This window comes from Nonomuraea sp. NPDC003214 (assembly GCF_053590035.1).
In genome coordinates, this window is the sequence record NZ_JBSFSX010000008.1 from 422,710 (window position 1) to 449,092 (window position 26,383).

General features: G+C 70.1%; 28 protein-coding genes. 12 read left to right on the forward strand and 16 right to left on the reverse strand.

Going from position 1 to position 26,383, the window contains the following annotated elements; translation table 11 throughout:
* Positions 1–82 precede the first annotated feature (82 nt).
* Both ACWDXC_RS27075 and ACWDXC_RS27080 read left to right on the forward strand, forming a co-directional pair.
* Positions 83–988 (forward strand): ABC transporter ATP-binding protein, encoded by a 906-nt coding sequence (locus ACWDXC_RS27075; RefSeq protein ID WP_219508166.1) that lies wholly within the window; start codon positions 83–85, stop codon positions 986–988.
* Positions 985–1,719, forward strand: a complete 735-nt coding sequence (locus ACWDXC_RS27080; RefSeq protein ID WP_449986393.1) for an ABC transporter permease — start codon at positions 985–987, stop codon at positions 1,717–1,719. The genes ACWDXC_RS27075 and ACWDXC_RS27080 overlap by 4 nt, the downstream gene beginning before the upstream one ends.
* Before the next feature lie 2 nt (positions 1,720–1,721).
* On the opposite strand, the gene ACWDXC_RS27085 is transcribed toward ACWDXC_RS27080, so the two are convergent.
* A complete protein-coding gene (locus ACWDXC_RS27085) occupies positions 1,722–2,615 on the reverse strand; it encodes an SMP-30/gluconolactonase/LRE family protein (RefSeq protein WP_449986395.1) in 894 nt (297 codons plus the stop codon).
* Between the two features lie 49 nt (positions 2,616–2,664).
* Here ACWDXC_RS27085 and ACWDXC_RS27090 point away from each other — a divergent pair, with 49 nt between their 5' ends.
* From ACWDXC_RS27090 to soxR, 3 genes are read left to right on the forward strand one after another with little or no spacing between them, the layout of a single operon-like run.
* Positions 2,665–3,102, forward strand: a complete 438-nt coding sequence (locus tag ACWDXC_RS27090) for an Lrp/AsnC family transcriptional regulator (protein ID WP_219508163.1) — start codon at positions 2,665–2,667, stop codon at positions 3,100–3,102.
* 9 nt (positions 3,103–3,111) lie between these two features.
* Positions 3,112–3,831 carry a metallophosphoesterase gene (locus ACWDXC_RS27095; RefSeq protein ID WP_449986397.1) on the forward strand — a complete coding sequence of 240 codons (720 nt, stop codon included), beginning with the start codon at positions 3,112–3,114 and terminating at the stop codon, positions 3,829–3,831.
* A gap of 10 nt (positions 3,832–3,841) precedes the next feature.
* Entirely contained in the window at positions 3,842–4,321 is a 480-nt protein-coding gene (soxR, locus tag ACWDXC_RS27100; RefSeq protein WP_219508161.1) for a redox-sensitive transcriptional activator SoxR, read from the forward strand.
* A gap of 59 nt (positions 4,322–4,380) precedes the next feature.
* Here soxR and dnaB read toward each other — a convergent pair whose 3' ends face one another.
* A complete protein-coding gene (dnaB, locus tag ACWDXC_RS27105; RefSeq protein ID WP_449986399.1) occupies positions 4,381–6,585 on the reverse strand; it encodes a replicative DNA helicase in 2,205 nt (734 codons plus the stop codon).
* Positions 6,586–6,866: 281 nt separating this feature from the next.
* On the opposite strand from dnaB, the gene ACWDXC_RS27110 reads away from it, so the two are divergent.
* The gene (locus tag ACWDXC_RS27110) at positions 6,867–8,168 is read left to right on the forward strand and encodes an MATE family efflux transporter (protein ID WP_449986400.1); all 1,302 of its coding nucleotides are present in this window, start codon (positions 6,867–6,869) and stop codon (positions 8,166–8,168) included.
* A 67-nt stretch (positions 8,169–8,235) separates the two neighbouring features.
* Positions 8,236–9,717: an APC family permease gene (locus tag ACWDXC_RS27115; RefSeq protein WP_246645505.1), complete on the forward strand. Its 1,482-nt coding sequence runs from the start codon at positions 8,236–8,238 to the stop codon at positions 9,715–9,717.
* On the opposite strand, the gene ACWDXC_RS27120 is transcribed toward ACWDXC_RS27115, so the two are convergent.
* From ACWDXC_RS27120 to rpsF, 7 genes are all read right to left on the reverse strand, one after another.
* On the reverse strand, positions 9,714–10,457 hold the full coding sequence (locus ACWDXC_RS27120; RefSeq protein ID WP_449986403.1) for an amino acid ABC transporter ATP-binding protein: 744 nt from the start codon (positions 10,455–10,457) through the stop codon (positions 9,714–9,716). The two genes, ACWDXC_RS27115 and ACWDXC_RS27120, sit on opposite strands and share 4 nt — an antisense overlap.
* Positions 10,454–11,338 carry an amino acid ABC transporter permease gene (locus tag ACWDXC_RS27125; RefSeq protein WP_449986405.1) on the reverse strand — a complete coding sequence of 295 codons (885 nt, stop codon included), beginning with the start codon at positions 11,336–11,338 and terminating at the stop codon, positions 10,454–10,456. The genes ACWDXC_RS27120 and ACWDXC_RS27125 overlap by 4 nt, the downstream gene beginning before the upstream one ends.
* On the reverse strand, positions 11,299–12,165 hold the full coding sequence (locus ACWDXC_RS27130) for an ABC transporter substrate-binding protein (RefSeq protein WP_449986407.1): 867 nt from the start codon (positions 12,163–12,165) through the stop codon (positions 11,299–11,301). The genes ACWDXC_RS27125 and ACWDXC_RS27130 overlap by 40 nt, the downstream gene beginning before the upstream one ends.
* A 148-nt stretch (positions 12,166–12,313) precedes the next feature.
* Positions 12,314–12,760: a 50S ribosomal protein L9 gene (rplI, locus tag ACWDXC_RS27135; protein ID WP_219519971.1), complete on the reverse strand. Its 447-nt coding sequence runs from the start codon at positions 12,758–12,760 to the stop codon at positions 12,314–12,316.
* 14 nt (positions 12,761–12,774) lie between these two features.
* The gene (gene rpsR / locus ACWDXC_RS27140; protein ID WP_020543048.1) at positions 12,775–13,011 is read right to left on the reverse strand and encodes a 30S ribosomal protein S18; all 237 of its coding nucleotides are present in this window, start codon (positions 13,009–13,011) and stop codon (positions 12,775–12,777) included.
* A 62-nt stretch (positions 13,012–13,073) separates the two neighbouring features.
* Complete coding sequence (locus ACWDXC_RS27145; protein WP_449986409.1) at positions 13,074–13,637, reverse strand: single-stranded DNA-binding protein; 564 nt, start codon at positions 13,635–13,637, stop codon at positions 13,074–13,076.
* Positions 13,638–13,715: 78 nt separating this feature from the next.
* A complete protein-coding gene (rpsF, locus tag ACWDXC_RS27150) occupies positions 13,716–14,006 on the reverse strand; it encodes a 30S ribosomal protein S6 (protein WP_026214314.1) in 291 nt (96 codons plus the stop codon).
* A gap of 187 nt (positions 14,007–14,193) precedes the next feature.
* On the opposite strand from rpsF, the gene ACWDXC_RS27155 reads away from it, so the two are divergent.
* Entirely contained in the window at positions 14,194–14,505 is a 312-nt protein-coding gene (locus ACWDXC_RS27155; protein ID WP_449986411.1) for a hypothetical protein, read from the forward strand.
* Positions 14,506–14,532: 27 nt separating this feature from the next.
* On the opposite strand, the gene ACWDXC_RS27160 is transcribed toward ACWDXC_RS27155, so the two are convergent.
* The gene (locus ACWDXC_RS27160) at positions 14,533–14,742 is read right to left on the reverse strand and encodes a hypothetical protein (protein WP_449986412.1); all 210 of its coding nucleotides are present in this window, start codon (positions 14,740–14,742) and stop codon (positions 14,533–14,535) included.
* A gap of 46 nt (positions 14,743–14,788) precedes the next feature.
* Here ACWDXC_RS27160 and ACWDXC_RS27165 point away from each other — a divergent pair, with 46 nt between their 5' ends.
* Complete coding sequence (locus tag ACWDXC_RS27165; protein ID WP_449986414.1) at positions 14,789–15,532, forward strand: deoxyribonuclease IV; 744 nt, start codon at positions 14,789–14,791, stop codon at positions 15,530–15,532.
* Between the two features lie 63 nt (positions 15,533–15,595).
* On the opposite strand, the gene ACWDXC_RS27170 is transcribed toward ACWDXC_RS27165, so the two are convergent.
* The 4 genes from ACWDXC_RS27170 to ACWDXC_RS27185 all read right to left on the reverse strand — a co-directional run bounded on the left by ACWDXC_RS27170 (position 15,596) and on the right by ACWDXC_RS27185 (position 21,237).
* Entirely contained in the window at positions 15,596–16,660 is a 1,065-nt protein-coding gene (locus tag ACWDXC_RS27170; protein WP_449986416.1) for a mannosyltransferase family protein, read from the reverse strand.
* Positions 16,661–16,663: 3 nt separating this feature from the next.
* Complete coding sequence (locus ACWDXC_RS27175; protein WP_449986418.1) at positions 16,664–17,989, reverse strand: glycosyltransferase family 87 protein; 1,326 nt, start codon at positions 17,987–17,989, stop codon at positions 16,664–16,666.
* A complete protein-coding gene (locus tag ACWDXC_RS27180) occupies positions 17,983–20,649 on the reverse strand; it encodes a transglycosylase domain-containing protein (RefSeq protein ID WP_449986420.1) in 2,667 nt (888 codons plus the stop codon). The genes ACWDXC_RS27175 and ACWDXC_RS27180 overlap by 7 nt, the downstream gene beginning before the upstream one ends.
* 141 nt (positions 20,650–20,790) lie before the next feature.
* Complete coding sequence (locus ACWDXC_RS27185; RefSeq protein ID WP_364168494.1) at positions 20,791–21,237, reverse strand: DUF5318 family protein; 447 nt, start codon at positions 21,235–21,237, stop codon at positions 20,791–20,793.
* Positions 21,238–21,316: 79 nt separating this feature from the next.
* Between ACWDXC_RS27185 and ACWDXC_RS27190 the strand changes: the two genes are divergently transcribed.
* Together ACWDXC_RS27190 and ACWDXC_RS27195 are read left to right on the forward strand one after the other, a co-directional pair.
* Complete coding sequence (locus tag ACWDXC_RS27190; protein ID WP_219504419.1) at positions 21,317–21,901, forward strand: PadR family transcriptional regulator; 585 nt, start codon at positions 21,317–21,319, stop codon at positions 21,899–21,901.
* Positions 21,902–21,914: 13 nt separating this feature from the next.
* Positions 21,915–22,994: an inositol-3-phosphate synthase gene (locus tag ACWDXC_RS27195; RefSeq protein ID WP_449986422.1), complete on the forward strand. Its 1,080-nt coding sequence runs from the start codon at positions 21,915–21,917 to the stop codon at positions 22,992–22,994.
* Positions 22,995–23,016: 22 nt separating this feature from the next.
* On the opposite strand, the gene idi is transcribed toward ACWDXC_RS27195, so the two are convergent.
* Complete coding sequence (gene idi, locus ACWDXC_RS27200; RefSeq protein ID WP_219504402.1) at positions 23,017–23,610, reverse strand: isopentenyl-diphosphate Delta-isomerase; 594 nt, start codon at positions 23,608–23,610, stop codon at positions 23,017–23,019.
* Positions 23,611–23,696: 86 nt separating this feature from the next.
* Here idi and ACWDXC_RS27205 point away from each other — a divergent pair, with 86 nt between their 5' ends.
* Positions 23,697–24,983, forward strand: coding sequence for an MFS transporter (locus tag ACWDXC_RS27205; RefSeq protein WP_449986424.1), 1,287 nt, complete (start codon positions 23,697–23,699; stop codon positions 24,981–24,983).
* On the opposite strand, the gene ACWDXC_RS27210 is transcribed toward ACWDXC_RS27205, so the two are convergent.
* The gene (locus ACWDXC_RS27210; protein WP_449986425.1) at positions 24,973–26,370 is read right to left on the reverse strand and encodes a CCA tRNA nucleotidyltransferase; all 1,398 of its coding nucleotides are present in this window, start codon (positions 26,368–26,370) and stop codon (positions 24,973–24,975) included. The genes ACWDXC_RS27205 and ACWDXC_RS27210 overlap by 11 nt on opposite strands.
* Positions 26,371–26,383 lie beyond the last annotated feature (13 nt).

Here is a 26,383-nt window from a genome sequence, read left to right on the forward strand (position 1 = left end):
CTCTCACATTGCACCTAGGTACACCCTTGCCCGGCAACCAACCGCATTCCCGGTGACCTGCGCGAACTCTAGCGTCGAAGCCATGAACGTCATCGAGGTCGAGAACCTCCACAAGCGCTACCCCAACCACGTGGCGGTGCACGACGTGTCGTTCGAGGTGTCGGAGGGCGAGATCTTCGGCATCCTCGGCCCGAACGGCGCCGGCAAGACCACCACCGTCGAGTGCGTCTCCGGGCTGCGCGTCCCCGACGGCGGCGCCATCCGCGTCGCCGGCATCGACCCGCACCGCGAGCGCGACCACCTGCGCCGGGTGCTCGGCGCGCAGCTCCAGAGCTCCGCACTGCCGGAGAAGATCAAGGTCTGGGAGGCCCTGGACCTGTACGCGTCCTTCTACCCCGACCCGGCCGACTGGCGGGAGCTGCTGGAACGCGTCGGGCTCGGCGCCAAGAAGGACGCCATGTTCGGCAAGCTCTCCGGCGGCCAGCGCCAGCGCCTGTCGGTCGCCCTCGCGCTGGTCGGCAAGCCGCGCATCGCGGTGCTGGACGAGCTCACCACCGGGCTCGACCCGCAGGCCCGCCGCGACACCTGGGAGCTGGTCGAGCAGGTGCGCGACTCCGGCGTGACGATCGTGCTGGTCACGCACTTCATGGAGGAGGCCGAGCGGCTCTGCGACCGCATCGCGCTCATCGACGCCGGTCGCGTGGTGGCCGTCGACTCCCCCGCCGGGCTGATCGAGCGGGTGGGCGGCGAGCAGCGGCTGCGGTTCCGGCCGTCGGCCCCCGTCTCGGACGCCGTGCTGCTGGCCCTGCCCGAGGTCACCGACGTCAGCAGGAGCGGCCAGCAGATGGTCGTGACCGGCAAGGGCAACCTCGCGCACGCGGTCACGATGGCCCTGGCCGACCAGCAGGTCATCCCCGGCGACCTGCGAATCGAGCAGGCCACGCTGGACGACGCGTTCCTCGCTCTCACCGGAAGGAAGCTGGCATGAAGAAGATCCTCCTGATGGAGACCAAGCTCCACCTGCGCGACTGGCCGATCCTGGCGTTCGGCCTCGTGCTGCCCATCGGGCTGCTGCTGGGCCTGGGGCAGATCCCGGACCTCGGCAAGCCCGACCCGAACCTCGGCGGGGCCCGGTTCGTCGACGCGCAACTGCCCGCGCAGATGATCCTGCTCGCCCTGATGACGATGTCCTTCACCGCCCTTCCCGGCGTGCTGACCGCCTACCGTGAGCAGGGCGTGCTGCGCAGGATGTCGACGACGCCGGTGCACCCCGGGCGGCTGCTCGGCGCGCAACTGGTGATCAACCTGGTCGTCGCCGCGATCGCCGCCGTCCTGGTGATCGTGCTCGGCGCGCTGGTGCTCGGCTCCCACGTGCCGGCGAACCTGATCGGGTTCGTGCTGGTCTTCCTGCTCGGAGCGGCGGCGATGCTGGCCCTCGGGCTGGTGATCGCCTCCGTCGCGCCCAGCAGCAAGGCCGCCCCGGGCATCGGCTCGGTCGTCATGTTCCCGCTGCTGTTCCTGGCCGGGATGTGGCTCCCGCGCGAGATCATGCCCGACGCGCTGCGCACGGTCAGCGACTACTCGGTGGTCGGCCCGTTCGTCAACGCGATGCGCGACACCTGGGCGGGCGACTGGCCGCAGCTCCCCCACCTGGCCGTGATGCTGGTCGGGCTGGCGCTGTTCGGCGGGCTGGCCGTGAAGCTGTTCAAGTGGGAGTGAGCTCAGGCCCACACCGGGCGGGCGCCGGTGACGTTGAGGTAGAGCGAGTAGAGCGAAGAGGTGGCGGCGATGAACAGCCGGTTGCGCTTGAGGCCGCCGAACACCAGGTTGGCCACGTCCTCCGGCACGTGCAGCCGGCCGAGCGCGGTGCCGTCGGGCGCGTAGCAGTGCACGGCCTTGCCGGCGGCGGCCCACACCCGGCCCTGGTCGTCCAGGCGCATCCCGTCGTAACGGCCGCCGCCCTCGGCGAACACCTCGCCGCCGGTGAGCGTGCCGTCCTCACGCACGTCGAACACCCGCAGGTGGCCCCTGCGGGTGTCTGCCACGTACAGCCGCGTCTCGTCCAGCGAGAAGGCCAGGCCGTTGGGCCGTTCGAAGTCGCCGGCCACGATCCGCACCTCGCCCGTGACCGGGTCCACCCGGTAGACGTGGCAGCCGTCGATCTCCTGCTCGGCCCTGACCCCCTCGTAGTCGCTGGTGATGCCGTAGTTGGGGTCGGTGAACCAGAGCGAGCCGTCGGAGCGCACCACCGCGTCGTTGGGGCTGTTGAGCCGCCTGCCCTGCCACCGCTCGGCCAGCACCGTGATCGAGCCGTCGTGCTCGGTGCGGACCACCCGGCGCTCGCCCTGACGGCACGAGATCAGCCGGCCCTCGCGGTCCAGCGTGTTGCCGTTGGTGTAGCCGGCGGGCTGCCGGAACGGGCCGACCGCGCCGCTCATCTCGTCCCAGCGCAGCATCCGGTCGTTGGGGATGTCGCTCCACGCCAGGTAGCGGCCCGCCGGGACGTACACCGGGCCCTCGGCCCAGCGGGAGCCGGTGTGCAGCCGTTCGAGCCAGGAGTCGCCGCCCACGGTGGCGAACCGCTCGTCGAGCACCTCGAATTCGGTGGGGATCATACTGAACGTCCTTCGGTCAAAGCGTGAAATTTCCTAATAGCATATGGCTATGGATGACATCGACAAGACGCTGATCCGTCTGCTCCAGGATGACGCCACCCAGTCGTACGCGATCCTGGGCAAAGCGGTCGGGCTGTCGGCCGGGGCCGCGCACGAGCGCGTGCGCAAGCTGCGCGAGCGCGGCGTGATCCGGCGCACCACCATCGAGGTCGACCCCGAGGCCGTCGGCCTCGGCGTGGTCGCGTACGTGCTGGTCGACGGCGCCACGTGGATGGGCGGCAGCGCCGACCGGCTGGCCGCGATCGCCGCCGTCGAGGAGGCCCACGTGATCGCCGGTCCCGCCTCGGTGCTCCTCAAGCTCCGCACGGCGACCACCAAGGACCTCCAGGACGCGCTGCGCCGGGTGTTCGAGGTGGACGGCGTCACCAGCACGCAGTCGATCGTGGTGCTGGAGACCTTCTTCGAGCGCCCGATCCCCATCGCGTAAGGTGCACGGATGACGGTCTTCGCGCACATCAGCGACATCCACATCGGCGGCTCCGACGCGAGCGTGACGCGGGCCGAGGCCGTCATGCGCCACCTCGCCACGCTCGAGATAGACGCCGTCGTGGTCACCGGGGACGTCGCCGACCACGCGCTCGCCGAGGAGTACGAGGTGGCCGCCGGGATCCTGCGGGCCGACGTGCCGCTGGCCGTGTGTCCCGGCAACCACGACTCCGTCCCCGAGTTCGAGAAGCGGATCGGGCCCGCCGACCAGGCGATCCGGCTCGACGGGCTGACGATCGCGCTCGCCGACTCCAGCGTCCCCGGCCGCCCGTACGGGTTCCTCGCCGACGAGACGCTGGCCCGGCTCGACGCCGTCCTGTCGGAACGGCCCGAGGTCCCCGCCATGGTCGGCATGCACCACCCGCCCGTCGAGCTCGGCATCCCGTACGTGGACGAGATCCGGCTGCGGGAGCCGGAGCGGCTCGAAGAGCTGCTGCGCGCCCATCCGAACGTCGTCGCGGTGCTCGCCGGCCACGCCCACACCGGCGCGACGGCCAGGTTCGCCGGGCTGCCCGTGGCCGTCGCCCCCGGCGTGGTCTCCACCTGCCTCACCCAGGCCGAGACGGACGCCGACTTCCCCGTCACCTACGACCTGCCGCCCGGCTTCGCCCTGCACTTCTTCGACGGCGAACGGCTGGTGACCCACTTCCGCCCGGTCATCCTCAAGTAGCTTTGAGGTTGTGACCAACGTGGCATGGAACTCCAAGGAGCTGACCGTCGGCCAGCTCGCCGAGCGCAGCGGCGTCGCCGTGTCGGCCCTGCACTTCTACGAGACCAAGGGCCTGATCTCCAGCCGCCGCACCGCCGGCAACCAGCGCCGCTACACCCGCGACACCCTGCGCCGGGTCGCGTTCGTACGGTTGTCGCAGCGGCTCGGCATCCCGCTCAAGACCATCGCCGACGCCCTCGCCGAGCTGCCCGAGGAGCGCACCCCCACCCGTGACGACTGGGCGCGGCTGTCGGCCGCCTGGCGCAGGGAGCTCGACGACCGCATCGTCCAGCTCCAGCGGCTGCGTGACGACCTCACCGACTGCATCGGCTGCGGCTGCCTGTCGCTCGACCGGTGCGCGCTCGCCAACGCCCACGACCGCCTCGGCGAGGAGGGCCCCGGCGCCCGCCGCATCGACACCCGCATCTGCCCTCCGGCCTCCTGCCGCTGACCCCCCGCCCCCAGGCTCCGGGCCTCGACCCGCGTGCCCGACCTCGCAGGACAGAACAGTCAGTGCTGGGCCATGTCGACGAAGCGGCTGTAGTGGCCCTGGAAGGCGACCGTCACCGTCGCCGTGGGGCCGTTACGGTGCTTGGCCACGATCAGGTCGGCCTCACCGGCCCGCGGGGACTCGCGCTCGTAGGCGTCCTCGCGGTGCAGCAGGATGACCATGTCGGCGTCCTGCTCGATCGATCCACTTTCGCGCAGGTCGCTCACCTGGGGGCGCTTGTCGGTGCGCTGCTCGGGGCCACGGTTGAGCTGGGAGATCGCGATGACCGGAACCTCCAGCTCCTTGGCCAGCAGCTTGATCGCACGGGAGATCTCCGAGACCTCGTTCTGGCGGCTCTCGGTCTTCTTCGGCGAGCTCATCAGCTGCAGGTAGTCGATGACGACGAAGCGCAGGTCGTTGCGCTGTTTGAGGCGGCGGCACTTGGCCCGGATCTCCATCATCGACATGTTGGGCGAGTCGTCGATGAACAGCGGCGCCTCGGCGACCTCGCTCATGCGGCGGGCCAGGCGGGTCCAGTCGTCGTCGCCCATCATGCCCGAGCGCATGGCGTGGAGGGCGACGCGGGCCTCGGCCGACAGCAGCCGCATGGTGATCTCGTTGCGGGACATCTCCAGGGAGAAGATGACCGTGGTCATGCCGTGCTTGATGGCGGCCGAGCGGGCGAAGTCGAGGCCGAGCGTGCTGTTGTGGGTGGGCACGCAGGCACGGCTCGCCAGGTAGAGGTGGTCGGCGTTGTCGACCTCGACGCAGCGTACGGGGCGGGTCTCGACCGGGCGGACGGCGACGATCTCGTGGGAGGGCCGGCCCGCGGCGCCGGGCTGGCGGCCGGGCAGTCGGAAGACGCGGTCTGCGGTGGCGAACCCGATCGTGTAGCGGGCGGAGGGCACGCCAGCGCGGCCCCGGATGGGCTCGGTGGTGATCGTGGCGTGGTAGCCGAGGGTCAGCGCGAGCTCGCGCACGTCGTGGGCGAGGCGCCGGTCGGTGGCGGCGAACTGGACCCACCCGGCGCTGTTGACGTGGCCGTCGGCGTCGAGCAGGCCCGCCAGCAGGTCGCGCCGCTGCCGCTCGGAGCCGCGCAGGTAGGCGGCGGGAACGCGGTCGGCGGCGAGCAGGCCGAGCGCGGCCAGGCCCTTGTGCAGCTCGTCGGAGCGCAGCACCTCGGCGAGCGCCGGGTCGCTCACACCGGCGCCGGCCCGGTCGCCGAGCCAGAGGCCCAGCAGGTAGGGGTCGAGCGGGAGCTCCTGCTCGTCGAGCCGGAAGGCGGCGGGCAGCGCCACGTCGTGGCCGGGGGCGAGCTCCTCGGTGGTGCGCAGGACGCCGTCGGCGGTGCGCCACTGGTGCAGGGCGTCGGCGACGATGACCGTGCCGTCGGCGAACTCCACCTCGTGACAGGGCCGGTCGTGCAGCACCTCGGTCGCGGCGACGACCCGGGTCGGCCTGCCGTCGGCGCCGATGAGCAGGTCGCCGACCTCCACCTGGCCCATCGTGGTCCAGCCGGTCGGGGTGGGCAGCGGGGTGTCGAGGGCGAGCGCCTTGCCGATGGCCGGGCGGGCCGCGACGACGATCATCTGACCGGGGTGCAGGCCGTTGGTGAGCTGGTCGAGGTCCTGGAACCCGGTGGGCACGCCGACCATCTGGCCGCCGCGGCTGCCGATGGCCTCCAGCTCGTCGAGGGCGCCGGGCATGATGTCGGCCAGCGCCGCGTAGTCCTCGGAGGTGCGCCGCTCGGTGACCTTGTAGATCTCCGCCTGGGCGCGGTCGACCAGGTCGTCGACCTCTTCGTTCTGGCCGCCGTAGCCGAAGGAGACGATGCGGGTGCCGGCCTCGATGAGCCGCCGCAGGATCGCCTGCTCACGGACGATCTTCGCGTAGTAGCCGGCGTTGGCGGCGGTGGGGACGACGGCCGTCAGCGTGTGGAGGTAGGCGGCGCCGCCGACGCGGGCCATCTCTCCGCGCTTCTGCAGCTCGTCGAAGACCGTGACGGCGTCGGCGGGCTCGCCCCGGCCGTAGAGGTCGGTGATGACCTCGTAGATCATCTGGTGGGCGGGCCGGTAGAAGTCGTCGGAACGGATGATCTCGACCACGTCGGCGATCGCGTCCTTCGACAGCAGCATGCCGCCGAGGACGGACTGCTCCGCCTCGATGTTGCTCGGCGGGGTGCGCTCGAAGCCCGGCCCTGCGCCGACCTCTTCGTCAATGCTCACCGCGCCCCCTCGAGACTTGCAGGCGGTCGCACCACCCCCACTTGTAGTCGACCGGGGTGACAGTTTCGCGGCTCTGCGCGCTGACGGCAACGCGGCCTGTGGAAAACCCTGTGGTCAAGCTGTGTACGAACCGCCCCAGGGTGTGAAATGCCTGTGGACGGAGCTGGGGATAACTGTGGAAAAGATCCTTCACACCTGTTCCGACCTGCAAAGACAGTATCCACTGGCTGTGGAGGAAAGAAAGTTGGCCCGACACGCGGAGTAAGGGGCATACTGTTCAGATGCCCATTACCCGTCAGGACCGGGAAATCCTCCGGCTTGCCGTGCCCGCGTTCGGCGCGCTGGTCGCCGAGCCGCTCTTCCTGCTCGCCGACTACGCCATCGTGGGCCACGGGCTGGGCACCCAGGCGGTCGGCGCGCTGGGCGTCGCCGGCGCCGTCCTGACGACACTCGTCAACCTGTGCGTCTTCCTCGCCTACGGCACCACCGCGTCCGTCGCGCGGCAGACCGGCGCCGGCAACCACGACCGGGCCATGCGCAGCGGCGTCGACGGCATCTGGCTCGCGCTGGCCATCGGCGCGGCGCTCATCGTCACCTGCTGGCCGCTCGCCCCGGCCATCGTCGACCTGTTCGGCGCAAGCCCCGACCAGTCCCAGGAAGCCGTCACGTACCTGCGCATCAGCCTCCTGGGCGCCCCCGGCATGCTCGTCGTGCTCGCGGGCACCGGCGTGCTGCGCGGCCTCCAGGACACCGTCACGCCGCTCGTGGTGGCCATCGGCTCGTTCGCGCTCAACGCGATCCTGAACGCCTGGTTCGTGCTCGGCCTCGACTGGGGCATCGCCGGCTCCGCCTGGGGCACCGTGCTCGCGCAGACGCTCGGCGCCGTCGTGTACGTGACCGTCGTCGTCAAGGGCGCGCGGCGGCTGGGCACGCCGCTGCGCCCCGACCCGGCCGGGATCGGGCAGGCGGGCACCGCCGGATTCGCCCTGCTCATCAGGACCGTCTGCCTGCGCATCGTGCTCCTGGTCGCCACCGTCATCGCCACCCGGATGGGCCAGGCCGAGCTCGCCGCGTACGCCATCGCCACACAGGTGTGGACGATGCTGGCCTTCGCGCTCGACGCCATCGCCATCGCCGGGCAGGCCATCACCGGACGGGCGCTCGGCGCCGGCGACGTGGCCGCCACCAGGGCCGCCACCCGGCGCATGGTGGTGTGGGGCGTCTGGTCCGGCGCGGCCCTCGCCCTGGTCGTCGTCGCGGCACGGCCGCTGCTGCCCGGCCTGTTCGACGCCGATCCACAGGTCACCGCCGAACTGCTGGCCGTGCTCTGGCCGGTCGCGCTGTTCCAGCCGATCTGCGGCGTGGTGTTCGTCCTCGACGGCGTCCTCATCGGCGCGGGCGACCAGCGCTACCTCGCCTGGGCGGGCGTGTGGACGACGCTGGCGTACCTGCCCGCCGCCTTCCTCGCCGCCGGATTCGGCATCGTTGCACTTTGGTGCGCGCTCGGGCTGTGGATGATTGCACGTTTGATCACGCTGACCCTCCGGGCCTCCGGCACCGCCTGGCTGGTGACCGGGGCGTGACCGTACCGTGCTTGCTGTTGCCTGAGTGGTGATGCACTGTGGGCGAGTCACACGAGCGGGGTGTGTCTTGTCCACAATCACACGACGTCTGCCACCGGCCGAGGCCACCGGGTTACGCACCGGCGCCCGGCACCGGCTGGCCCAGGTCTACCGGACCGGCGACCTCGTCGTGCTCGGCCTCGGCGTGATGATCGGCGCCGGCATCTTCAGCATCGCCGGCCAGCAGGCCGCCACCGTGGCCGGGCCCGGCGTCATCCTCTCCTTCATGATCGCGGGCATCGCCTGCCTGCTGGCCTGCCTCTGCTACGCCGAACTGTCGTCCACCATGCCGGCCTCCGGCAGCGCCTACACGTTCACGTACGTCATCTTCGGCGAGGTGTGGGCGTGGGTCATCGGCTGCGCGCTGATCCTGGAGCTGCAGCTCGCCGCCGCCGTGGTGGCCCGCGCGTGGGGCCGGATCGCCGTCGGCGCCATCGCCAACACCGGGGTACGCGTCCCGTACCCGGAGCTGGTCGAGGACGGGCTCGTGCTGCTCATCCTGGTGCTGCTCACCGCCGTCGTCGCGATGGGCGCCCGGATCGGGCTGCGCGCCCTGTGGATCATGGTGTCGGCCAAGCTGCTGGCCATCGGCGCCGTCGTCGTCGTGGGCGTCCTCCACGTCGACCCCGCCAACTACGCCGGCTTCTACGCCGAGCCGCAGCCCGCCGCCACGCCGTCGGCGACCGTGCTGGAGCTGTTCACCGGGCAGGGGCAGGTGTTCGGCTGGTTCGGGGTGTTCGCCGCGGCGCCCGCCATCGCCTTCGCCTACATCGGCTTCGACATCGTCGCCACCGCCGCCGAGGAGACCGTCAACCCGCGCACCGTCGTGCCCAAGGGCATGATCCGCGGCCTCGTCGTCGCCACCGTCATCTACATCGCCGTGGCCGCCGTCATGGTCGGCATGGTGCCGCACACCGGCATCGCCGTCGCCGCGCCCCTCACCAGCGCCTTCCAGGCCGCCGGGATCGACTGGATGGTCCACGTCATCGACGCCGGAGCCGTGCTCGGGCTGACCACGGTGATCCTCGTGCTGATCGTCGGGCAGACGCGGGTGCTGTTCTCCATGGCCCGCGACGGGCTCATCCCCCGCCGGCTCGCCGTCATCAGCCGCGCCTACCACACGCCCTCCCGCGTCACCCTCGTCATCGGCGCCACCGCGATCCTGCTGGCCGAGTTCGTGCCCGTGCTCACCATGCAGGAGCTGGTCGTGATGGGGACGCTGTTCGCGTTCCTGTTCGTCGCGGCCGGGGTGATCACCATGCGGCGCGGCATGCCGGAGCTCGAACGCGGCTTCCGGGTGCCGCTCTCCCCGCTGCTGCCCGTCCTGTCGCTGCTGGCCACCCTCTGGCTCATGGTGAACCTCAGAGTGCAGACCTGGGCGTGGTTCGCCCTGTGGATGGCCTTCGGGCTGCTCGTCTACCTCGCGTACGGCCGCCGCCACAGCCTGCTGGCAGGCGGCGAGCGGCCACCCCCGCCCCTGCCCCACGGGCGCGGCCGGCACCGGCGCTAGAGCCGCCCCGACTCCCGCACACCCTGGAGGAAGGCCCGGGTGCGCTCGTGGTGCGGATCGTCGAACAACTGCTCCGGCGGCCCCTTCTCCAGCAGCACGCCGCCGTCCAGGAAGCACACCGTGTCGGAGATCTCCCGGCAGAACGACATCTCGTGCGTCGTCAGCAGCATCGTCATGCCCGACTCCTTCAGCTCACGGATGATGCCGAGCACCTCCCGCACCAGCTCCGGGTCCAGCGCCGACGTCACCTCGTCCAGCAGGATCAGCTTCGGCCGCGTCGCCAACGCCCGCACCACCGCCACCCGCTGCTGCTGCCCTCCCGAGAGCTGGTCAGGGTACGCGCCCGCCTTGTCCGCCAGGCCGAACCTGGACAGCAGGTCACGCGCCTCCTCCTCGGCCCGCTCCTTCGGCACCCCGTGCACCTGACGCGGCGCCAGCGTGATGTTCGCCAGCACCGTCATGTGCGGGAACAGGTTGTACGCCTGGAACACGATGCCGAGCTGCTTGCGCACCCCGTCGACGTCCACGCGCGGATCGGTGATCTCCGTACCGTCCAGCCGGATCACGCCGTCGTCGACCGTCTCCAGCAGGTTCGCGCAGCGCAACAGCGTCGACTTGCCCGACCCGGACGCCCCGATCAGCGTCACCACCTCGTGCGCGTGCACCTCCAGATCGACGCCGCGCAGCACGCTGTGGTCGCCGAAGTGCTTCCACACCCCTTCGATGCTGAGCAGGCTCACGCGCCCCGCCTCCTTCGTGTCCGCTCGGCCAGATGGTCGGTGAACCGCGCCATCGGGATCGTCAGCAGGATGAACAGCAGCGCCGCCACCAGGTAGGGGGTGTAGTTGAAGTTGTCCAACGTGTGGATCTGCGCCTGCCGCAGCGCCTCCAGCGCGCCGACCGTCGCCACCAGCGCGGTGTCCTTCTGCAGCGAGATGAAGTCGTTCAGCAGCGGCGGCACGACCGTGCGGGTCGCCTGCGGCAGCACGACGAACCGCATCGCCTTGGCCTGGCTCAGGCCCAGCGACCTGGCCGCGGCCATCTGGCTGGGGTGGACCGAGTCGATGCCGGCCCGGAACACCTCCGCCACGTACGCGCCGTAGGACAGCGTCAGGGCGATGATGCCCAGCGTCGCGGGGTCGTTCGGGATGCCCTGCAACCGGAGCGCGGGCAGCCCGAACCCGACCAGGTAGATGACCAGCAGCGTCGGCACGCCCCTGAACACGTCCACGTAGAGCGTGGCCAGCGCGCGGATCGGGAGGAACGCCGGCGACTTGACGTTCCTGGCCAGCGCCACCAGCAGGCCCACCACCAGGACCAGCGGCTCGGTGATCAGGAACATCTTGATGTTGAGCAGGAACCCCTCGGCCACGTCCGGGAGCGACTCGCGGAACCTGTCGGCGTTGAAGAACGCCGCCTGCACCCTCGTCCAGCCGGGCGCGTTGGTGACGATCGTTGCCAGCAGCACGACGAACACGAGCACCGAGGCGGTGGCGATCGAGGCGTTCCGCCGGCCCTGTGACCGGCGGATCCGCTCGCGCTCCTGCTGCCGTTCGCTCTTGACCCAGGCGGGGCCGGCGGTCACTTCAGCTCCGGCGCGCCCGCCGCCGAGCTCAGCCACTCCTGCTCGATCTTGGCCAGCTCACCCTTGGACTTGAGCGTCTCGACGGCCTTGTCGACGCACGACTTGATCGCGCTGCCCTTCTCCATGACCAGGCCGAACTCCTCGGGCGCGCCGCCCGTCGAGCTGAACTGGCCCACGATCTTGGAGCCCTCGACCTGCGCGGCCGTCACGTAGAAAGCCGTGGGCAGGTCCACCACGATGGCGTCGACCTGCTCGTTCTTGAGCGCGCTGACGGCGTCGCCCTGGTCGTTGTAGACGCTGGGCTCCTTGGACGGCTTGATGACGTCCTGCACCGCCGACAGCGAGGTGGTGCCGACCTGGACGCCGAACTTGGCGTCCTTGAGCTCGGCCAGCGTCTTGGCCCCGGCGTACTTGCCGTCGCCCGCGGTGACGACCGCCTGCTTGACCGTGTAGTAGCCCTTGCTGAAGTCGACCGCCTGGGCGCGCTCCGGGCTGATCGACACCTGGTTGATGTCGAAGTCGAACTGCTTGGCCCCCGGGGCGAACGCCGAGTCGAACTTGACCGTGGTCCACTGCACCTCGTCCCGGTCGAAGCCGAGCTCGCCGGCCACCGCGAACGCGACCGCGCTCTCGAAGCCCTGGCCGTTGCTCGGGTCGTCGTCCTTGAACCACGGCTCGAAGGCGGGCTTGTCGGTCCCGATCGTCAGCTTGCCGGCGTTGACGAGCTTGAGCTGGTCCTTGGTGCACGCGGTGGACACCGTCGGGGCCGGGGCGGCCGTGTCGGCGGTGTTGTCGACGGGCGCACAGGCTACGGCCGCCGCCGCGAGCGCGCCGAGCGCGAGCAGCATCGAGGGACGGGCCATGGCGGAGCCTCCAGGGGGAAACGCGAAGAAAAGAACGAAAAGGGATTCTACGCTGCGCGCCAGCCGCCCCCACCTGCGGTCCGGCTGGCGAGACGGCGACGGCCCCCTCCCGGGAACGGGAGGGGGCCGCCGGCGAAGCGGGAGAGCGTCAGCCTGCGACGACCTCGACGTCGACGGACGCCGAGACCTCGGGGTGCAGCTTGACGGTCACCTTGTGGGAGCCGACGCTCTTGATCGGGTTGACGATCTCGATGCGGCGGCGGTCGAGCACCGGGCCACCGGCAGCCTTGACGGCGTCGGCGATGTCGCCCGTGGTGATCGAGCCGAACAGGCGGCCGGAGTCGCCCGCGCGGGTGGTGAGCCGGACACGCAGGGCGCCGATCTGACCGGCGACCTCCTTGGCCGTGCCCAGGTCGCGGATCTCGCGGGCGTCACGAGCCTTCTTGATGGACTCGATCTGCCGCTCGGCGCCACGCGTCCAGCGCATGGCGTAGCCGCGGGGGATGAGGTAGTTACGGCCGTAGCCGTCCTTGACCTCGACAACGTCGCCGGGGGCGCCGAGGCCGGAGACCTCGTTCGTGAGGATGAGCTTCATTTCGACAGGCCTCCTTAGCGCGCGGTGCTCGTGTAAGGCAGCAGGGCCACCTCACGGGCGTTCTTGATCGCCGTCGCCACGTCGCGCTGGTGCTGGGTGCAGTTGCCCGTCACCCGGCGCGCACGGATCTTGCCGCGGTCGGAAATGAACTTCCGCAGCAGGGCCGTGTCCTTGTAGTCGACGTAGGAGATCTTGTCGTGGCAGAACAGGCAAACCTTCTTCTTGGGCTTGCGCAGTGCCGGCTTTGCCATCGTGGTGCTCCTTTCAGAGCCCCGCCGTCAGGCGGGAATGGACTCGGGCTGGTGGACTGGGTCTAGAAAGGCGGTTCGTCGCTGAAATCGCCGCCGCCGCCGAAGCCGCCGGAGTTGCCGCCGCCCTGCTGCTGGCCGCCGCCCTGGTAACCGCCGCCGCCACCGAAACCGCCGCCGCCCTGAGGCGGAGCGGGCGAGGCAGAGGCCCAGGGGTCATCGGCCGGACCGCCGCCGAAGCCGCCACCGCCGCCACCCTGACGGGAGGTGCGGTTGACCTTGGCGGTGGCGTTGCGCAGGGACGGGCCGACCTCGTCGACCTCGACCTCGTAGACGGTGCGCTTCTCGCCTTCCTTGGTCTCGTAAGACCGCTGCTTGAGCCGCCCCTGAACGATGACCCGCATGCCGCGCTGGAGGCTTTCGGCGGCGTTCTCCGCCGCCTGCCGCCACACGTTGCAGGTCAGGAAGAGGCTTTCGCCATCTTTCCACTCGTTGGTCTGACGATCCATGAACCGCGGAGTGGACGCGATGCGGAATCGAGCCACCGCTTGCCCCGTCGGGGTGAAGCGCAGCTCCGGGTCGTCGACAAGGTTGCCGACGATGGTGATTACGGTGTCGCCTGCTGCCATGGCCAGCGCTCGCCTTCCTGCACGCCTTCGCTTTGGTTACGGCCCAGAGTAGGGGGCTGCTCCGACAAAAGCCGGTGCTTAGTGCACGTCGGGACGCAGGACCTTGGTGCGCAGGATGCCCTCGTTGAGGTTCATCTGCCGGTCGAGCTCCTTGACCGTCGCGGGCTCCGCGGACAGGTCGATGACGGCGTAGATGCCTTCGGACTTCTTGTCGATGTCGTAGGCAAGACGGCGACGGCCCCAGACGTCGACCTTCTCCACGGTGCCGCCGTCGTTGCGGACCACGGTGAGGAACTGGTCGAGGGACGGCGCCACGGTGCGCTCATCGAGCGAAGGGTCCAGAATGACCATTACTTCGTAACGACGCATGCGGGACTCCAACCTCCTCTGGACTCTGCGGTCACGACACTCTGCCGTGACAGGAGGACGCTGCGCGGGCCCTGGCCGCCCCTTTCGGCGCCCGGGGGTGACGGGTCACCCATCACAACGCAGCGTCGTTCAGGTTACCAGCAGCCCGCGGATGGGAAGGCACAGATAAACAAGGGGGTGGTTCGCAATGCCACACGTCCTCCAGCCCACGCAGCGCGAACGCGTCCGGCTCACGCTCAACACCGACGGCCGCGCCCATCCGGTCGAGAACGCCTTCGCGGTCGCCACGCTCGTGTGCGGCCTCGTGGCCTTCATCGCCACGTTCTTCCCGGGCGGCCACGTCATCGCCTCCTGGGCCGGGACGCTCGGCTTCGGCATCGGCCTCTACTCGCAGTACGTCTCGGCGACCACGCCGCAGCGCTCGCTGAACATCGTGGGCCTGGTGGCCTCGTTCGTCGGCGCCGCGCTGGGCATCGCCAGAGGCGGTTTCCTGCCGTAAGTCCGCCCGTAAGTCCGCGCGGCGCCCTCAGCCGCCGATGTGCAGGTCGACGCCGAGCAGGATCAGGAACCACAGGAAGATCGCCAGCAGCGCCTCGGCGACGTCCCTGAGTACGGCGGGGGTGATGTAGTCGTAGACCCACGCCACGTAGATGCCGATCACGACGTAGATCAGGAATATCAGGGATCGCCAGCGCCAGCGGCTCATGCCGTGCTCCTCGGGGGTCAGGGGGTGCATGGCGACTTCCCCTGGGCACGCCGTCCAAACGGATAGGCTCGCTGACATGGTGCGCATCGGAGCTCACGTCGGCCAGGACGACCCAGCCGCCCACGCCGCGGCCATCGGCGCCGACGTGGTGCAGTTCTTCCTCGGCAACCCGCAGGGCTACAAGAAGCCGGAGCTGCCGGACCGGCCGGTCGAGGGCGTCGACATCTTCATCCACGCCCCCTACCTGGTGAACGTGGCCTCGACCAACAACCGCATCAGGATCCCGAGCCGCAAGCTGCTGTCGCAGCACCTGGAGGCGGCGGCGAGCATCGGCGCCAAGGGCCTGATCGTGCACGGCGGCCACCTCAACAAGGACGACGACCCGCAGGCGGGCTTCGACAACTGGCGCAAGGTGTTCGAGCGCCTGGAGTGCCCGATCCCGGTGCTGATCGAGAACACGGCGGGCGGCGACAACGCGATGGCGCGCAGCCTGGACCGGCTGGCCCGGCTGTGGGACGCGCTCGACGGCTTCGACGTGGGCTTCTGCCTCGACACCTGCCACGCGCACGCGGGCGGCGAGGAGCTGGCCGGCCTGGTCGACCGGGTCAAGGCGATCACCGGCCGGATCGACCTGGTGCACTGCAACGACTCGCGTGACGACTTCGGCTCGGGCGCCGACCGTCACACCAACCTCGGCAAGGGCAAGATCGACCCGGAGCTGATCCTGGAGGTGTGCCGGGCGGCCGGCGCGCCGATCGTGGTGGAGACCCCAGCCGAAGGTCAAGCCGAGGACATCGCCTTCCTGAGGAAGAATCTCTAGCGGAAACACACAGCCTGTGGATAACTTCCCTGGATTGCCGACGCGGCAAAGTGGGTAAGGAGTTCAGCCCGCCCAGGCGCCCGTGAGGAACCGGGCGGTGTTGAGCACCATGAGCGGCCCCGACACCAGCGCGTAGGCCACGATCACCCACTGCCTCCTGGTGGCGACCCGGGCGATCGCCACCCAGAGCGGAAACCACAGCAGCAGCGAGCGCGGCAGCGACAGGTAGTAGGCCGAGGTCATCAGCGCCCCGGCCTGCAACCCCACGTAGACCGCCTCGCTCCAGCGGCGCAGCGCCAGCAGCCATGCCAGCACGGCCACGGCCGCCACGGCCCCGGCGATCTCCATCCGGAAGGCCGCCGCCATGTCGCCGTCGCCCATCGCGGAGTCCCAGGTCACCGCCCACGACTCCCACGGCCACACCAGCTCGCGCCCCCAGCCGGCCTCCTGCGCGTGCTTCCAGGCCAGCCAGTCGCCCGAGCGGGCGTAGTGGAAGGCGGAGTACGCGGCCGGCGGCAGGAACGGCACCAGCAGCCAGCCCGCCCTCCGCACCGGCTCCCGGCTCGCCGCGAACTCCACGACGAGCGCGGCGGCCAGGAACAGCCCGGTGATGCGCACGCACGACGCCCCCGCCGCCAGCAGCACGGCGGCCGGCCAGCGCCCCTGCCGCGCCGCCAGCCAGGCAGGGATCGCGAACGCCAGGAACAGCGACTCGCTGTAGCCGGCGGCCAGGAACACCGCGGGCGGGAACAGCACCAGCGCCAGCACCGCCACCCACCCGCTGGCCCCCTCGAACTCGGCCAGCCGGGCCAGCGCCACCATCGCCACCGCGCCGGCCGCCAGCGACACGATCAGCCCGGCGGCCGACCAGTCGGGCACCACCAGATGGACCGCGCGCAGCGCCAGCGGCATCCCCGGGAAGAAGGCCGGCAGCCCCTCGTCGCGCGGCTGCCCGGGGTCGCCGTCGTAGCCGTGCTCGGCGATGGTGACGAACAGCCCGGCGTCCCACTGCCGCCACCGGTCCACGTACTCGTGCAGTGTGACGCCGAGCAGCGTCGTCACCAGCAGCCCGGCACGCGTGGCGAACCAGATCAGCAGCGCGTCCCTGCCGGTGGAGCGGGTGATCATGAACTAGCCGGCAGCTCGCAGCGTGAACCGGTCGGGAGCTCCGTCGAACACCCCGCCCACCTGGTCGTCCACCCCCGCCTGCCGGACCACGTCCTTGGCCGGCCGCAGGATGTCACGCACCACGAACGCCATCATGATCCCGATCGTGATGACCCGTCCCCACACGGCGGTGAAGTACGTGTCGTCCCCGATGCCGAGATCGGTCCGGCTGAGCGGCGCCTGGTTGAGCAGGTAGAGCCAGATGGCGAAGAAGTACCAGACCTCGGCCAGCTGCCACAGCACCAGCGGCCGGTAGTTGGGCCTGGCGAGCACGGCCAGCGGCACCAGCCAGAGGACGAACTGCGGCGACCACACCTTGTTCGTCATCATGAACGCGGCCAGCGCCAGGAAGCAGATCTGCGCCAGCCTCGGCCGCTGCGGCGCGGTCAGCGTCAGCACCGCGATGGCCAGGCAGCACAGCGCCAGCGACGCCATGCCGAGCACGCTCACGTCCAGGGTGCCGAGCACCGGCCAGCCCTTGCGCTGGAAGAACAGCCACGGCGATCCCCAGTCGACGCCGCGCTCCTGCGAGAAGACGTAGAAGCGCTGCCAGCCGTCCCAGGCGAGCACCATGAACGGCAGGTTGACCACCAGCCACGCCACCGCCGTCGAGGCCAGCGTGACCAGGAACGGCCGCCACCGGGCGGTGCGCAGCGTGAGCAGGAACAGCGCGCCGAGGAACATCAGCGGGTAGAACTTGGTGGCGATCGCCAGCCCGAGCAGCACCCCGGCCAGCACCTGCCGCTTGCGCGCCCAGGCCAGCAGCATGCCCATCGACAGCGCCCCGGCGACCAGGTCCCAGTTGATGTAGGCGGCCAGCACCACGGCGGGCGCGAGCGCGTACCAGAGGGCGTCCCAGCGGCGGGTGGGGCCGGCGACGGCGGCCATCAGCAGGACGCCGACCACCAGCGAGATCCCCATGAGGATGACGGTGAGGTCGTAGAACAACACCGCCTGGCCGGTCACGTCCTGCTCGAAGCGGCGCACGAGCCAGGCGATGACCTGCATCACCTCGCCGAGCACCACCGGGTACTCGACGTGCTTCTCGGCGATGACGTCGGCGAAGTACGGGTTCTCGGTGGCGAGCTGCCGGTCGAAGTAGAGCGGGTAGATGTCGGTGTAGCAGAAGTTGGTGTAGACGGTGACCTGGTCGTTCCAGCCCCCGGAGCGGCAGGGCAGCCGCACCAGGTAGGCCAGCGTCGCCCCCAGGGCCGCGAACAGCCCCAGGGGCAGGTACGGGACGGCGCGCGCGACGAACGGCCGGCGCACCGGCGTGTCGGACTTCACCATGGGAACTGGCGGTTGCCGGGCGTCGGCCCCGGCACGGCCGCGCCGCCACCGCCGCCGTCGCCGCCGCTGTCGCCAAGGAAGCCGCCGTCCTCCTCATCCTCGGGGAACGGGTTCTCGGTCGTCTCGTTGGAGACGTCGGAGTCCTCGTCGCACGGGCTGTCGAAGCCGCAGTCCTCGCCGGGGAACTCGGCGTCCGGGTCGGGCGTGTCGCTGGGCGTCGGGGTGGGCTCCGGCTTGGGCACCAGGTCCTCGGAGATGCCGGCGTCGACCCGGGCCGGGAACTGGATGACCTCCTTGCCCTTCATGGCCTCGGTCATGAAGGTCTTCCAGATCGCCGCCGGGTAGGTCGCTCCCTGGAAGTTGCTCGGCAGCGGCACCTCGGCAGCGGTGCTGTACGGGTTCTGCATGGTGTACTTCTTCTCGCGGTCGGGATTCTTGCCCCGATACCACGGGCAGTTGTCGTTCACCGGCCGCACGACCTTGCCGCTCTTGGTGCGGCACTCCTGCCTGAACAGCCCGACCGCGGTCGACACCTGCGGGGTGAAGCCGACGAACCAGACGTCCTTGTTCTCGTTGTTGGTGCCGGTCTTGCCGGCCACCGGCCGGTCGTAGAGCGCGGCGCTGGTGCCGGTGCCGGACTTGACGACGGCCTGCAGCGCGGCGGTGGCGTCGGCGGCGGCCTCCGGCGTGATGACCTGGGTGAAGCTCTTCTTCTCGTTCCAGATGACCTGCTTGTTGCGGTCCTTGACCTGGATGATCACGTGGTTGTCGTAGTGCTTGCCGGCGTTGGCGAAGATCGAGTAGCCGCCGGCCTGCTCGACGGCGGTGACCTGGTTACTGCCGATCGTGAGCAGGTAGTGGTGGCGGGACTCGGCGTCCTCCAGCCGGGTGCGGCTGTGCCCCGCCTTCGCGGCGATCTCGATGACCTTGTCGAGCCCGACCTTTTCCCCCATCTTCGCGTAGGCGGTGTTGACGGAGCTGGCCGTGGCGGTGACGACGTCGACGGCCGAGGTCCTGAAGCCGTGGTCGTTGTCGATCGGGGTGGTGCCGGGCAGCTTGACCGGGCCCTTGGTCGGCACGTAGCTGCGCAGGCTGTAGCCGGCGTCGAGCCAGGCCGCGAGCACGTACGGCTTGAACGCCGAGGCCGCCTGCTTCTGCGAGAGGAAGGCGTCGTTCCAGGCGTCCTTGGTGTAGTCCTCTCCGCCGTAGAAGGCGATGATCCGGCCGTTGCGCGGGTCGACGGCGGCCATCGTGGTGCCGATCTCGTCCGAGAGGCCCTTGGTGTGCTGCCTGACGGCGTCGCGGGCGGCGCGCATGAGCTTGGGGTCGAGCGAGGTGTAGATGCGGTAGCCGCCCTTCTCCACCTCCTCGCGGTCGATCTTGAGGGTGCTCTCCAGCTCGTTGAGCACCGTCTGCACCATGTAGCCCTTGAGGCCGGCGAAGATCTGCTGGGGCTTGTCCTTGATGCGCTTGGGCGACTTGGGCGACTTGGCAGGCAGGTGACCGTACGCCTTGGGGTCGAGCTTGGCCATCTGTCCGAGCGCGTAGACGTAGCGCTCCTCGGTGGGGGCGAGGTTGCCGGACTTCTCGGCGGAGTCGAAGGCGCTCGGGTTCTGGATGCGGCCCGCGAGGTAGGCGGCTTCCTCGGGGGTGAGCTGGCCGACCTTCTTGTTGAAGAACGCGTCGGCTGCGGCGCCGATGCCGTAGGCGCCACGGCCGAAGTAGATGGTGTTGAGGTACTGCTTGAGGATGGTGTCCTTGGACAGCACCTTGTTCAGCTTGACCGCGACGAAGATCTCCTTGACCTTGCGCTGGATCGTGACCTCCTTGGAGAGGCCGTCGTAGTAGCCGCGCGCCATCTGCTGGGTGATGGTGGACGCGCCCTGCACCTGCTGGCCGGAGACGGTGCTCCACAGCGAGCGGACCATGCCGGAGAACGAGATGCCGGAGTCCTCACGGAACGAGCTGTTCTCGGCGGCGATCACCGCGTCCTGTACGTGCCGCGGGATCTGCTCGAACTCGAGCGGGAGGCGCTTGGTGCCGAGGCGGGCCAGCTCCTTCTTGTGGACGTCGTAGATGATGCTTTCCTGGTCGAAGACGCCGTCCTGCACCTGGTCCTCGCGGGGCACCGGGGTGTTGGCGTACGCGACCGCGATCATGCCGAAGACGCCTGCGGAGAGCACCACGAAGCTGGCCACGACGAGCTTCCAGCTCGGGATGAAGCGCCGCCAGCCGGGCCTGTCGCCGCCCTTGGGCGGGCCGGGCGGCTCGGTCGGCCCGCCGGGGCCGCCGCCGCTCCTGCGCGAGCGCCTCGGGGGCGACTCGCTGATCATGGTCTCCTGGTCGGCGTGGGAGCGGGCCGGCGCCTGCTCGGAGCGCCTGCGGGACCCGGCCGCGCGACGGCGCGGCTCCGGGGCCTCGGACGGCGAGGGCGTCCCGGGGTGCGCGGGCGCGCCGGGGTGGGGAGGCGTCACAGGCTGTGAGGGGGGCCGCAGGTCCGGCCGAGGCTGCTGCGGGCGCGGGTTCTCGCGTCCCGGCGGCTCGTTGTACGGCTGCGCGGCCATCGCCCCGGTCTGCTCGTAGGCCGCCTCGGGACGACGCGCGGGCGGCGTGGAGCCCCAGCCGGAATCGCCGGTTTGCGGCGCGGGATCCTGGGGCACGGAACGGGACGAGCCGGAACGACGGCGCCTACCAGGGCGGGCCGTCCCCTCGTTGCTGCTGTAACTCACACGTCCTCGCATCGTCGTCGGATAGCACGGCGTTTCAGGGCGTGGCTCCTCGCCGTCCTCGGTCTAGATCTTCTACTGTCGTGCGGCCACGTCTGGCGGCCCGTTCCCGAGGACGAACGAGACCGTCAGGTGATTCCAGGAACAACCTTGGCAGACCTCGACCACGTACACCCGGAACTCGTCGTAATCATGGGCCATTGCGGCGAGCTCTGACGTGACCTTTGCCCGACCGGCATGGCGGCTCCGGGAGTCCCCGTAGACATAGGTCACGTTGGTGACGTTCTCCCTCTCGCACACCGGGCAGAGGCGTTCGGTCGGCTCGCCGAAGCGGCGAATTGCCCGTGCCCGGAGGAGGTTGGGCTGTGCGTCACAGAGATCGCCGGACGCGGCACGCCCGGAACGCGGGGAGTGGACGACCGCCCGTCTGGCAAGGCCGCAATCCACCACCCTTCTCTGTGACCACATGAGCGCCAGACTACGGCTTTTTACTGATTCATCCCAACGCCTTGGTGAACTCATTGATTGCGGGCATATAGCGGAGCGACGTATCCTCGGGATGTATCGGCTCGATACATCGACGCGAGAGGGGGCGATTCCCGTGGCCGCCGGACAAGGCAGGGTGCTGGAACTCGCCGTGCTCGGGTCGCTGCACGAGACGCCGCTACACGGCTATGAGCTGCGCAAACGGCTCAACGCTCTGCTCGGCATGTTCCGCGCGTTCTCCTACGGCTCGCTCTACCCCTGCCTGCGTTCCCTGCTGGCGCAAGGACTCATCGCCGAGGAGCAGCCCGCTCCCTCGACGATCGTGGGCGGCCGGTCGAAGATCGTCTACAAGCTGACCGCGGAGGGCAAGGAACGCCTGCAGGACATGCTCACCCAGGCCGGCCCCTCGGCCTGGGAGGACGAGAGCTTCGGCGTCCATTTCGCGTTCTTCCGGCACACCGAGGCCGAAGTGCGCCTGCGCATTCTCGAAGGCCGCCGTAGCCGGCTCGAAGAGCGACTCGACAGCGTCCGCACCGCTCTGGCACGCACCCGCGAACGGCTCGACAGCTACACGCTCGAGCTGCAACGGCACGGGCTGGAGTCGGTCGAGCGGGAGGTGCGCTGGCTCAACGAGCTGATCGCAACGGAGAGACGGGCCTCCGAGAGGCCTGAGAGGGATACCACGTCAAGTGATGAGTAAGGGAGCGATTGCGATGGGTTCGGTTCGCGTTGCCATTGTCGGTGTCGGCAACTGCGCGGCGTCGCTGGTCCAGGGCGTTCACTATTACAAGGACGCGGACCCGGCCACACGGGTGCCGGGCCTGATGCACGTGAAGTTCGGCGACTACCACGTGGGCGACGTCGAGTTCGTCGCCGCGTTCGACGTGGACGCCAAGAAGGTCGGCCGCGACCTGTCCGAGGCGATCGTCGCCAGCGAGAACAACACCATCAAGATCACGGACGTGCCGCCGTCCGGGGTGACCGTCCAGCGCGGCCACACCTTCGACGGCCTGGGCGAGTACTACCGCGAGATCATCGAGGAGTCCGACGAGGCCCCGGTCGACGTCGTCCAGGCGCTGCGTGACGCCCAGGTCGACGTGCTGGTGTCCTACCTGCCCGTGGGCTCGGAGGAGGCCGACCGCTTCTACGCGCAGTGCGCGATCGACGCCAAGGTCGCCTTCGTCAACGCGCTGCCGGTCTTCATCGCCTCCGACCCCGAGTGGGCCGAGAAGTTCACCGAGGCAGGCGTGCCGATCGTCGGCGACGACATCAAGTCGCAGGTCGGCGCCACCATCACGCACCGGGTGATGGCCAAGCTGTTCGAGGACCGCGGTGTCGAGCTGCTGCGCACCTACCAGCTCAACGTCGGCGGCAACATGGACTTCATGAACATGCTGGAGCGCAAGCGCCTCCAGTCGAAGAAGATCTCCAAGACGCAGGCGGTCACCTCGCAGATCCCGCACGAGATGGCCAAGGCCGACGTGCACATCGGCCCGTCGGACCACGTGCCGTGGCTCGACGACCGCAAGCTCGCCTACGTGCGCCTCGAGGGCCGCTCGTTCGGCGACACCCCGCTCAACCTGGAGTACAAGCTGGAGGTGTGGGACTCCCCCAACTCCGCCGGCATCATCATCGACGCCGTCCGCGCCGCCAAGATCGCGCTCGACCGCGGCATCGGCGGCCCGATCCTCAGCGCGTCCTCGTACTTCATGAAGTCGCCGCCGGAGCAGTACTCCGACGACCAGGCCCGCGACTACGTGGAGAAGTTCATCCGCGGCGAGGTCGAGCGCTGATCCTCCGCGTCACGGCCGAAGCTCAGTCGAGCCGGACGCGGGCTGCCGGTGGCAGCTCGTCGTCCGGCGCGGCCGGCCAGGCCAGCGGGTCGGGGCCGAGCGCGGCCAGCAGCGGCACCTGCTCGCGGCACCACGGCGAGATCGCGAGCAGGCCGTTGAGCACGCCGTCGGCGAACACCGGCCACGGCATCCACCGCGTCTCGTCCACCTCGTCCGGATTGGGCGACTCGGCGTTGTCGGCCACCACCCGGTAGACCGGGCACAGCTCGTGCTCGACGACCCCGTTGTCCATGACGGCCCGGTAGGAGAAGCGGGGCAGCACCAGGTCGGCGCGCTCGACCTTGAGGCCGAGCTCGAACGACAGCCTGCGGAGCACGGCGTGGTCGAGCGGCTCGCCGGGCATCGGGTGACCGCAGCAGCTGTTGGTCCACACGCCGGGCCAGGTCAGCTTGTGCGAGGCCCGCCGGCTGAGCATCACCCGGCCCTCCCGGTCGAAGACGTAGCTGGAGAAGGCCAGGTGCAGCGGAGTGTGCTCGGTGTGCACCGAGAGCTTGGGGGCGGTGCCGAGCGCGTGGCCGGAGCCGTCAACGAGTACCACGTGTTCCACAGTCGTCACGCTATGAAGCGTACGTGATCATGAGCAGGTGCAGGACCGGAATGCGAACCTGCTGCGCCAACCTCTTCGCGGGCTAGGCTGAGGCCGTGTCTTTCGTCGCCGATCTCCGCGTCGTTCTCCAGGGGCGGGATTACAGACGGCTGTTCGGCACGCGGCTGGTCTCCCAGTTCTCCGACGGGATCTTCCAGTTCGGCGTTCTCGGATTCGCCTTCTTCAGCCCCGAAAACCAGACCACCGCCCTGGGCGTCGCGGCGGGCCTGGCGGTGCTCCTGCTGCCCTACAGCGTGCTGGGGCCGTTCGTCGGGGTGTTCATCGACCGCTGGTCGCGGCGGCAGATCCTGATGATCGCGCCGATCGTGCGCGGTGTGCTGCTGGGCGGCGCCGCCGCGCTGGTGGCGGCCGACGTGCCCGATCCGGTGTTCTACGCGGCGGCGCTGGCCGTGCTGGGCGTCAACCGGTTCTTCCTGGCGGCGCTGGGCGCCTCCCTGCCGCACGTGGTGCCGCAGGACCGGCTGATGGCGGCCAACGCGGTCACGCCGACCTCCGGCACCGTGCTGACGTTCGTCGGCGTGGGCGCCGGGTTCCTGCTGCGCGGGCTGTTCGGCGGCGGCGACGTCGGGGTGGCGCTGCTGCTGACCACGTCCGGCGTGGTGTCCGTGCTCAGCGCGCTGGTCGCGCGCACGATGGAGCGCTCGCTGCTCGGCCCCGCCCACGACCCCGGCCGCCCGCAGACGCGCGAGGCGCTGCGCAACGTGGTCGCCGGGCTCGCCGACGGCGCCAGGCACCTGCTCAGCCACCGCACGGCCGCCGCCACGATGGGCGCGATGGCCGCGCACCGGTTCTTCTACGGCATCGCGACCGCGCTCGGCATCATCCTCTACCGCTACTACTTCACCGACGGCGACCCCGACGCGGCGCTGAGCGGCGCCAGCCTGGTCGTGGCCACCTCCGGCGTCGGCTACTTCCTCGCCGTGATCATCACCCCGTACGCCACCGAGCGGTTCACGATCACCCGCTGGGTGCCGATCGCGCTCGTCACGGCCGGGGTGCTGGCAGGCGTGCTGGTCGTCCCGTTCCAGGAATGGGGGCTGCCGGTGGCCGGGTTCGTGCTCGGCATCGCCGGGCAGAGCGTCAAGATCTGCGCCGACACGACCGTGCAGCGCGACGTCGAGGACGTCTATCTCGGCCGCGCCTTCTCCGTCTACGACATGCTCTTCAACGGCATGTACGTGCTGGCGGCGGCGCTGTCGGCGGCCATCCTGCCGGCCAACGGCAAGTCCTATCTCGCCGTGGCCATCATCGTGGCCGGCTACCTGCTGAGCGCGCTGGCCTACCGGGCGATCACCCAGCCGCGCCAGCCGGTCACCCCGTGACGTTGTCGCGCGCCCACTCCAGCAGCGCCTCGGTGGCCGCCTCGGCGCCGATCACGCCCTTGTCCAGGCGCAGCTCCAGCAGGAACTTGTAGGCCCGGCCCACCACCGGGCCCGGCCCGACGCCGAGCACCCGCTGGATCTCGTTGCCGTCGAGCTCGGGGCGGATCTTGGCCAGCTCCTCCTCCTCGGCCAGCCGCTCGATGCGCTCCTCGAGCTGGTCGTAGGTGCGCGACAGGGCGGCGGCCTTGCGCTTGTTGCGCGTGGTGCAGTCGGCCCTGGTCAGCTTGTGCAGCCTGGAGAGCAGGTGACCGCCGTCGCGCACGTAGCGGCGCACCGCGCTGTCGGTCCACTCGCCGGTGCCGTAGCCGTGGAAGCGCAGGTGCAGCTCGACCAGCCGCGACACGTCGGACACCACGTCCTTGGGGAAGCGCAGCTCCGCCATCCGCTTCTTCGTCATCTGCGCGCCGACCACCTCGTGGTGGTGGAAGGAGACGCGGCCGCCGGGCTCGTGGCGGCGGGTCTTGGGCTTGCCCACGTCGTGCATGAGCGCGGCCCAGCGCAGGATGCGGTCGGGCTTGCCGTCCTCCTCCTGGGCGATGGCCTGGTCGAGCACGGTCAGCGTGTGCTCGTAGACGTCCTTGTGCCGGTGGTGCTCGTCGATCTCCAGGCGCAGCTTGGGCAGCTCGGGCAGCACGTGGGCGGCCAGCCCGGTCTCGACGAGCAGGCGCAGGCCCTCGCGCGGGTGGCGGCCGCAGATCAGCTTGTCGAGCTCGTCGCGGATGCGCTCGGCCGAGACGATCTCGATCCGCTCGGCCATCGCGGTCATCGCCGCGACCGCGGCCTCGTCGACCTGGAACCCGAGCTGCGAGGCGAACCTGGCGGCGCGCAGCATCCGCAGCGGGTCGTCGCCGAACGACTGCTCGGGCGTGCCCGGCGTGCGCAGCACCTTGGCGCGCAGGTCGGCCAGGCCGCCGTAGGGGTCGGCGAACTCGTGCCCAGGCAGCCGCACCGCCATCGCGTTGACGGCGAAGTCGCGGCGCTCCAGGTCGGCTTCCAGCGTCTCGCCGTACATGACGTCCGGCTTACGGGACTTGGGGTCGTACGACTCGCTCCGGTAAGTGGTGATCTCCAGGAGCTTGTCGCCCTTGCGGACCCCGACGGTGCCGAAGTCGATGCCGATCGTCCACACCGAGTCGGCCCAGTCGCGCACGATCTCCAGCACGCGCTCGGGATGGGCGTCGGTGGTCAGGTCGAGGTCGTTGCCGATGCGGCCCAGCAGCAGGTCGCGCACGGGCCCGCCGACGAGGGCGAGCTCGTGGCCCTTGGCCGCGAACAGGCGGCCGAGCTCGTCGGCCACGGGCGCGATCTTGCGGAACAGATCGCCCATGGCGCGCTGCTGG

Bases quoted from the DNA above. Each gene is read 5' to 3' on its own strand.
- ACWDXC_RS27075 (WP_219508166.1), top strand. From the start codon at position 83: ATGAACGTCATCGAGGTCGAGAACCTCCACAAGCGCTACCCCAACCAC.
- ACWDXC_RS27080 (WP_449986393.1), top strand. From the start codon at position 985: ATGAAGAAGATCCTCCTGATGGAGACCAAGCTCCACCTGCGCGACTGG.
- ACWDXC_RS27085 (WP_449986395.1), bottom strand. From the start codon at position 2,615: ATGATCCCCACCGAATTCGAGGTGCTCGACGAGCGGTTCGCCACCGTG.
- ACWDXC_RS27090 (WP_219508163.1), top strand. From the start codon at position 2,665: ATGGATGACATCGACAAGACGCTGATCCGTCTGCTCCAGGATGACGCC.
- ACWDXC_RS27095 (WP_449986397.1), top strand. From the start codon at position 3,112: ATGACGGTCTTCGCGCACATCAGCGACATCCACATCGGCGGCTCCGAC.
- ACWDXC_RS27110 (WP_449986400.1), top strand. From the start codon at position 6,867: ATGCCCATTACCCGTCAGGACCGGGAAATCCTCCGGCTTGCCGTGCCC.
- ACWDXC_RS27130 (WP_449986407.1), bottom strand. From the start codon at position 12,165: ATGGCCCGTCCCTCGATGCTGCTCGCGCTCGGCGCGCTCGCGGCGGCG.
- rplI (WP_219519971.1), bottom strand. From the start codon at position 12,760: ATGAAGCTCATCCTCACGAACGAGGTCTCCGGCCTCGGCGCCCCCGGC.
- rpsR (WP_020543048.1), bottom strand. From the start codon at position 13,011: ATGGCAAAGCCGGCACTGCGCAAGCCCAAGAAGAAGGTTTGCCTGTTC.
- ACWDXC_RS27145 (WP_449986409.1), bottom strand. From the start codon at position 13,637: ATGGCAGCAGGCGACACCGTAATCACCATCGTCGGCAACCTTGTCGAC.
- rpsF (WP_026214314.1), bottom strand. From the start codon at position 14,006: ATGCGTCGTTACGAAGTAATGGTCATTCTGGACCCTTCGCTCGATGAG.
- ACWDXC_RS27155 (WP_449986411.1), top strand. From the start codon at position 14,194: ATGCCACACGTCCTCCAGCCCACGCAGCGCGAACGCGTCCGGCTCACG.
- ACWDXC_RS27160 (WP_449986412.1), bottom strand. From the start codon at position 14,742: ATGCACCCCCTGACCCCCGAGGAGCACGGCATGAGCCGCTGGCGCTGG.
- ACWDXC_RS27165 (WP_449986414.1), top strand. From the start codon at position 14,789: ATGGTGCGCATCGGAGCTCACGTCGGCCAGGACGACCCAGCCGCCCAC.
- ACWDXC_RS27170 (WP_449986416.1), bottom strand. From the start codon at position 16,660: ATGATCACCCGCTCCACCGGCAGGGACGCGCTGCTGATCTGGTTCGCC.
- ACWDXC_RS27175 (WP_449986418.1), bottom strand. From the start codon at position 17,989: ATGGTGAAGTCCGACACGCCGGTGCGCCGGCCGTTCGTCGCGCGCGCC.
- ACWDXC_RS27185 (WP_364168494.1), bottom strand. From the start codon at position 21,237: ATGAGTTCACCAAGGCGTTGGGATGAATCAGTAAAAAGCCGTAGTCTG.
- ACWDXC_RS27195 (WP_449986422.1), top strand. From the start codon at position 21,915: ATGGGTTCGGTTCGCGTTGCCATTGTCGGTGTCGGCAACTGCGCGGCG.
- ACWDXC_RS27210 (WP_449986425.1), bottom strand. From the start codon at position 26,370: ATGGGCGATCTGTTCCGCAAGATCGCGCCCGTGGCCGACGAGCTCGGC.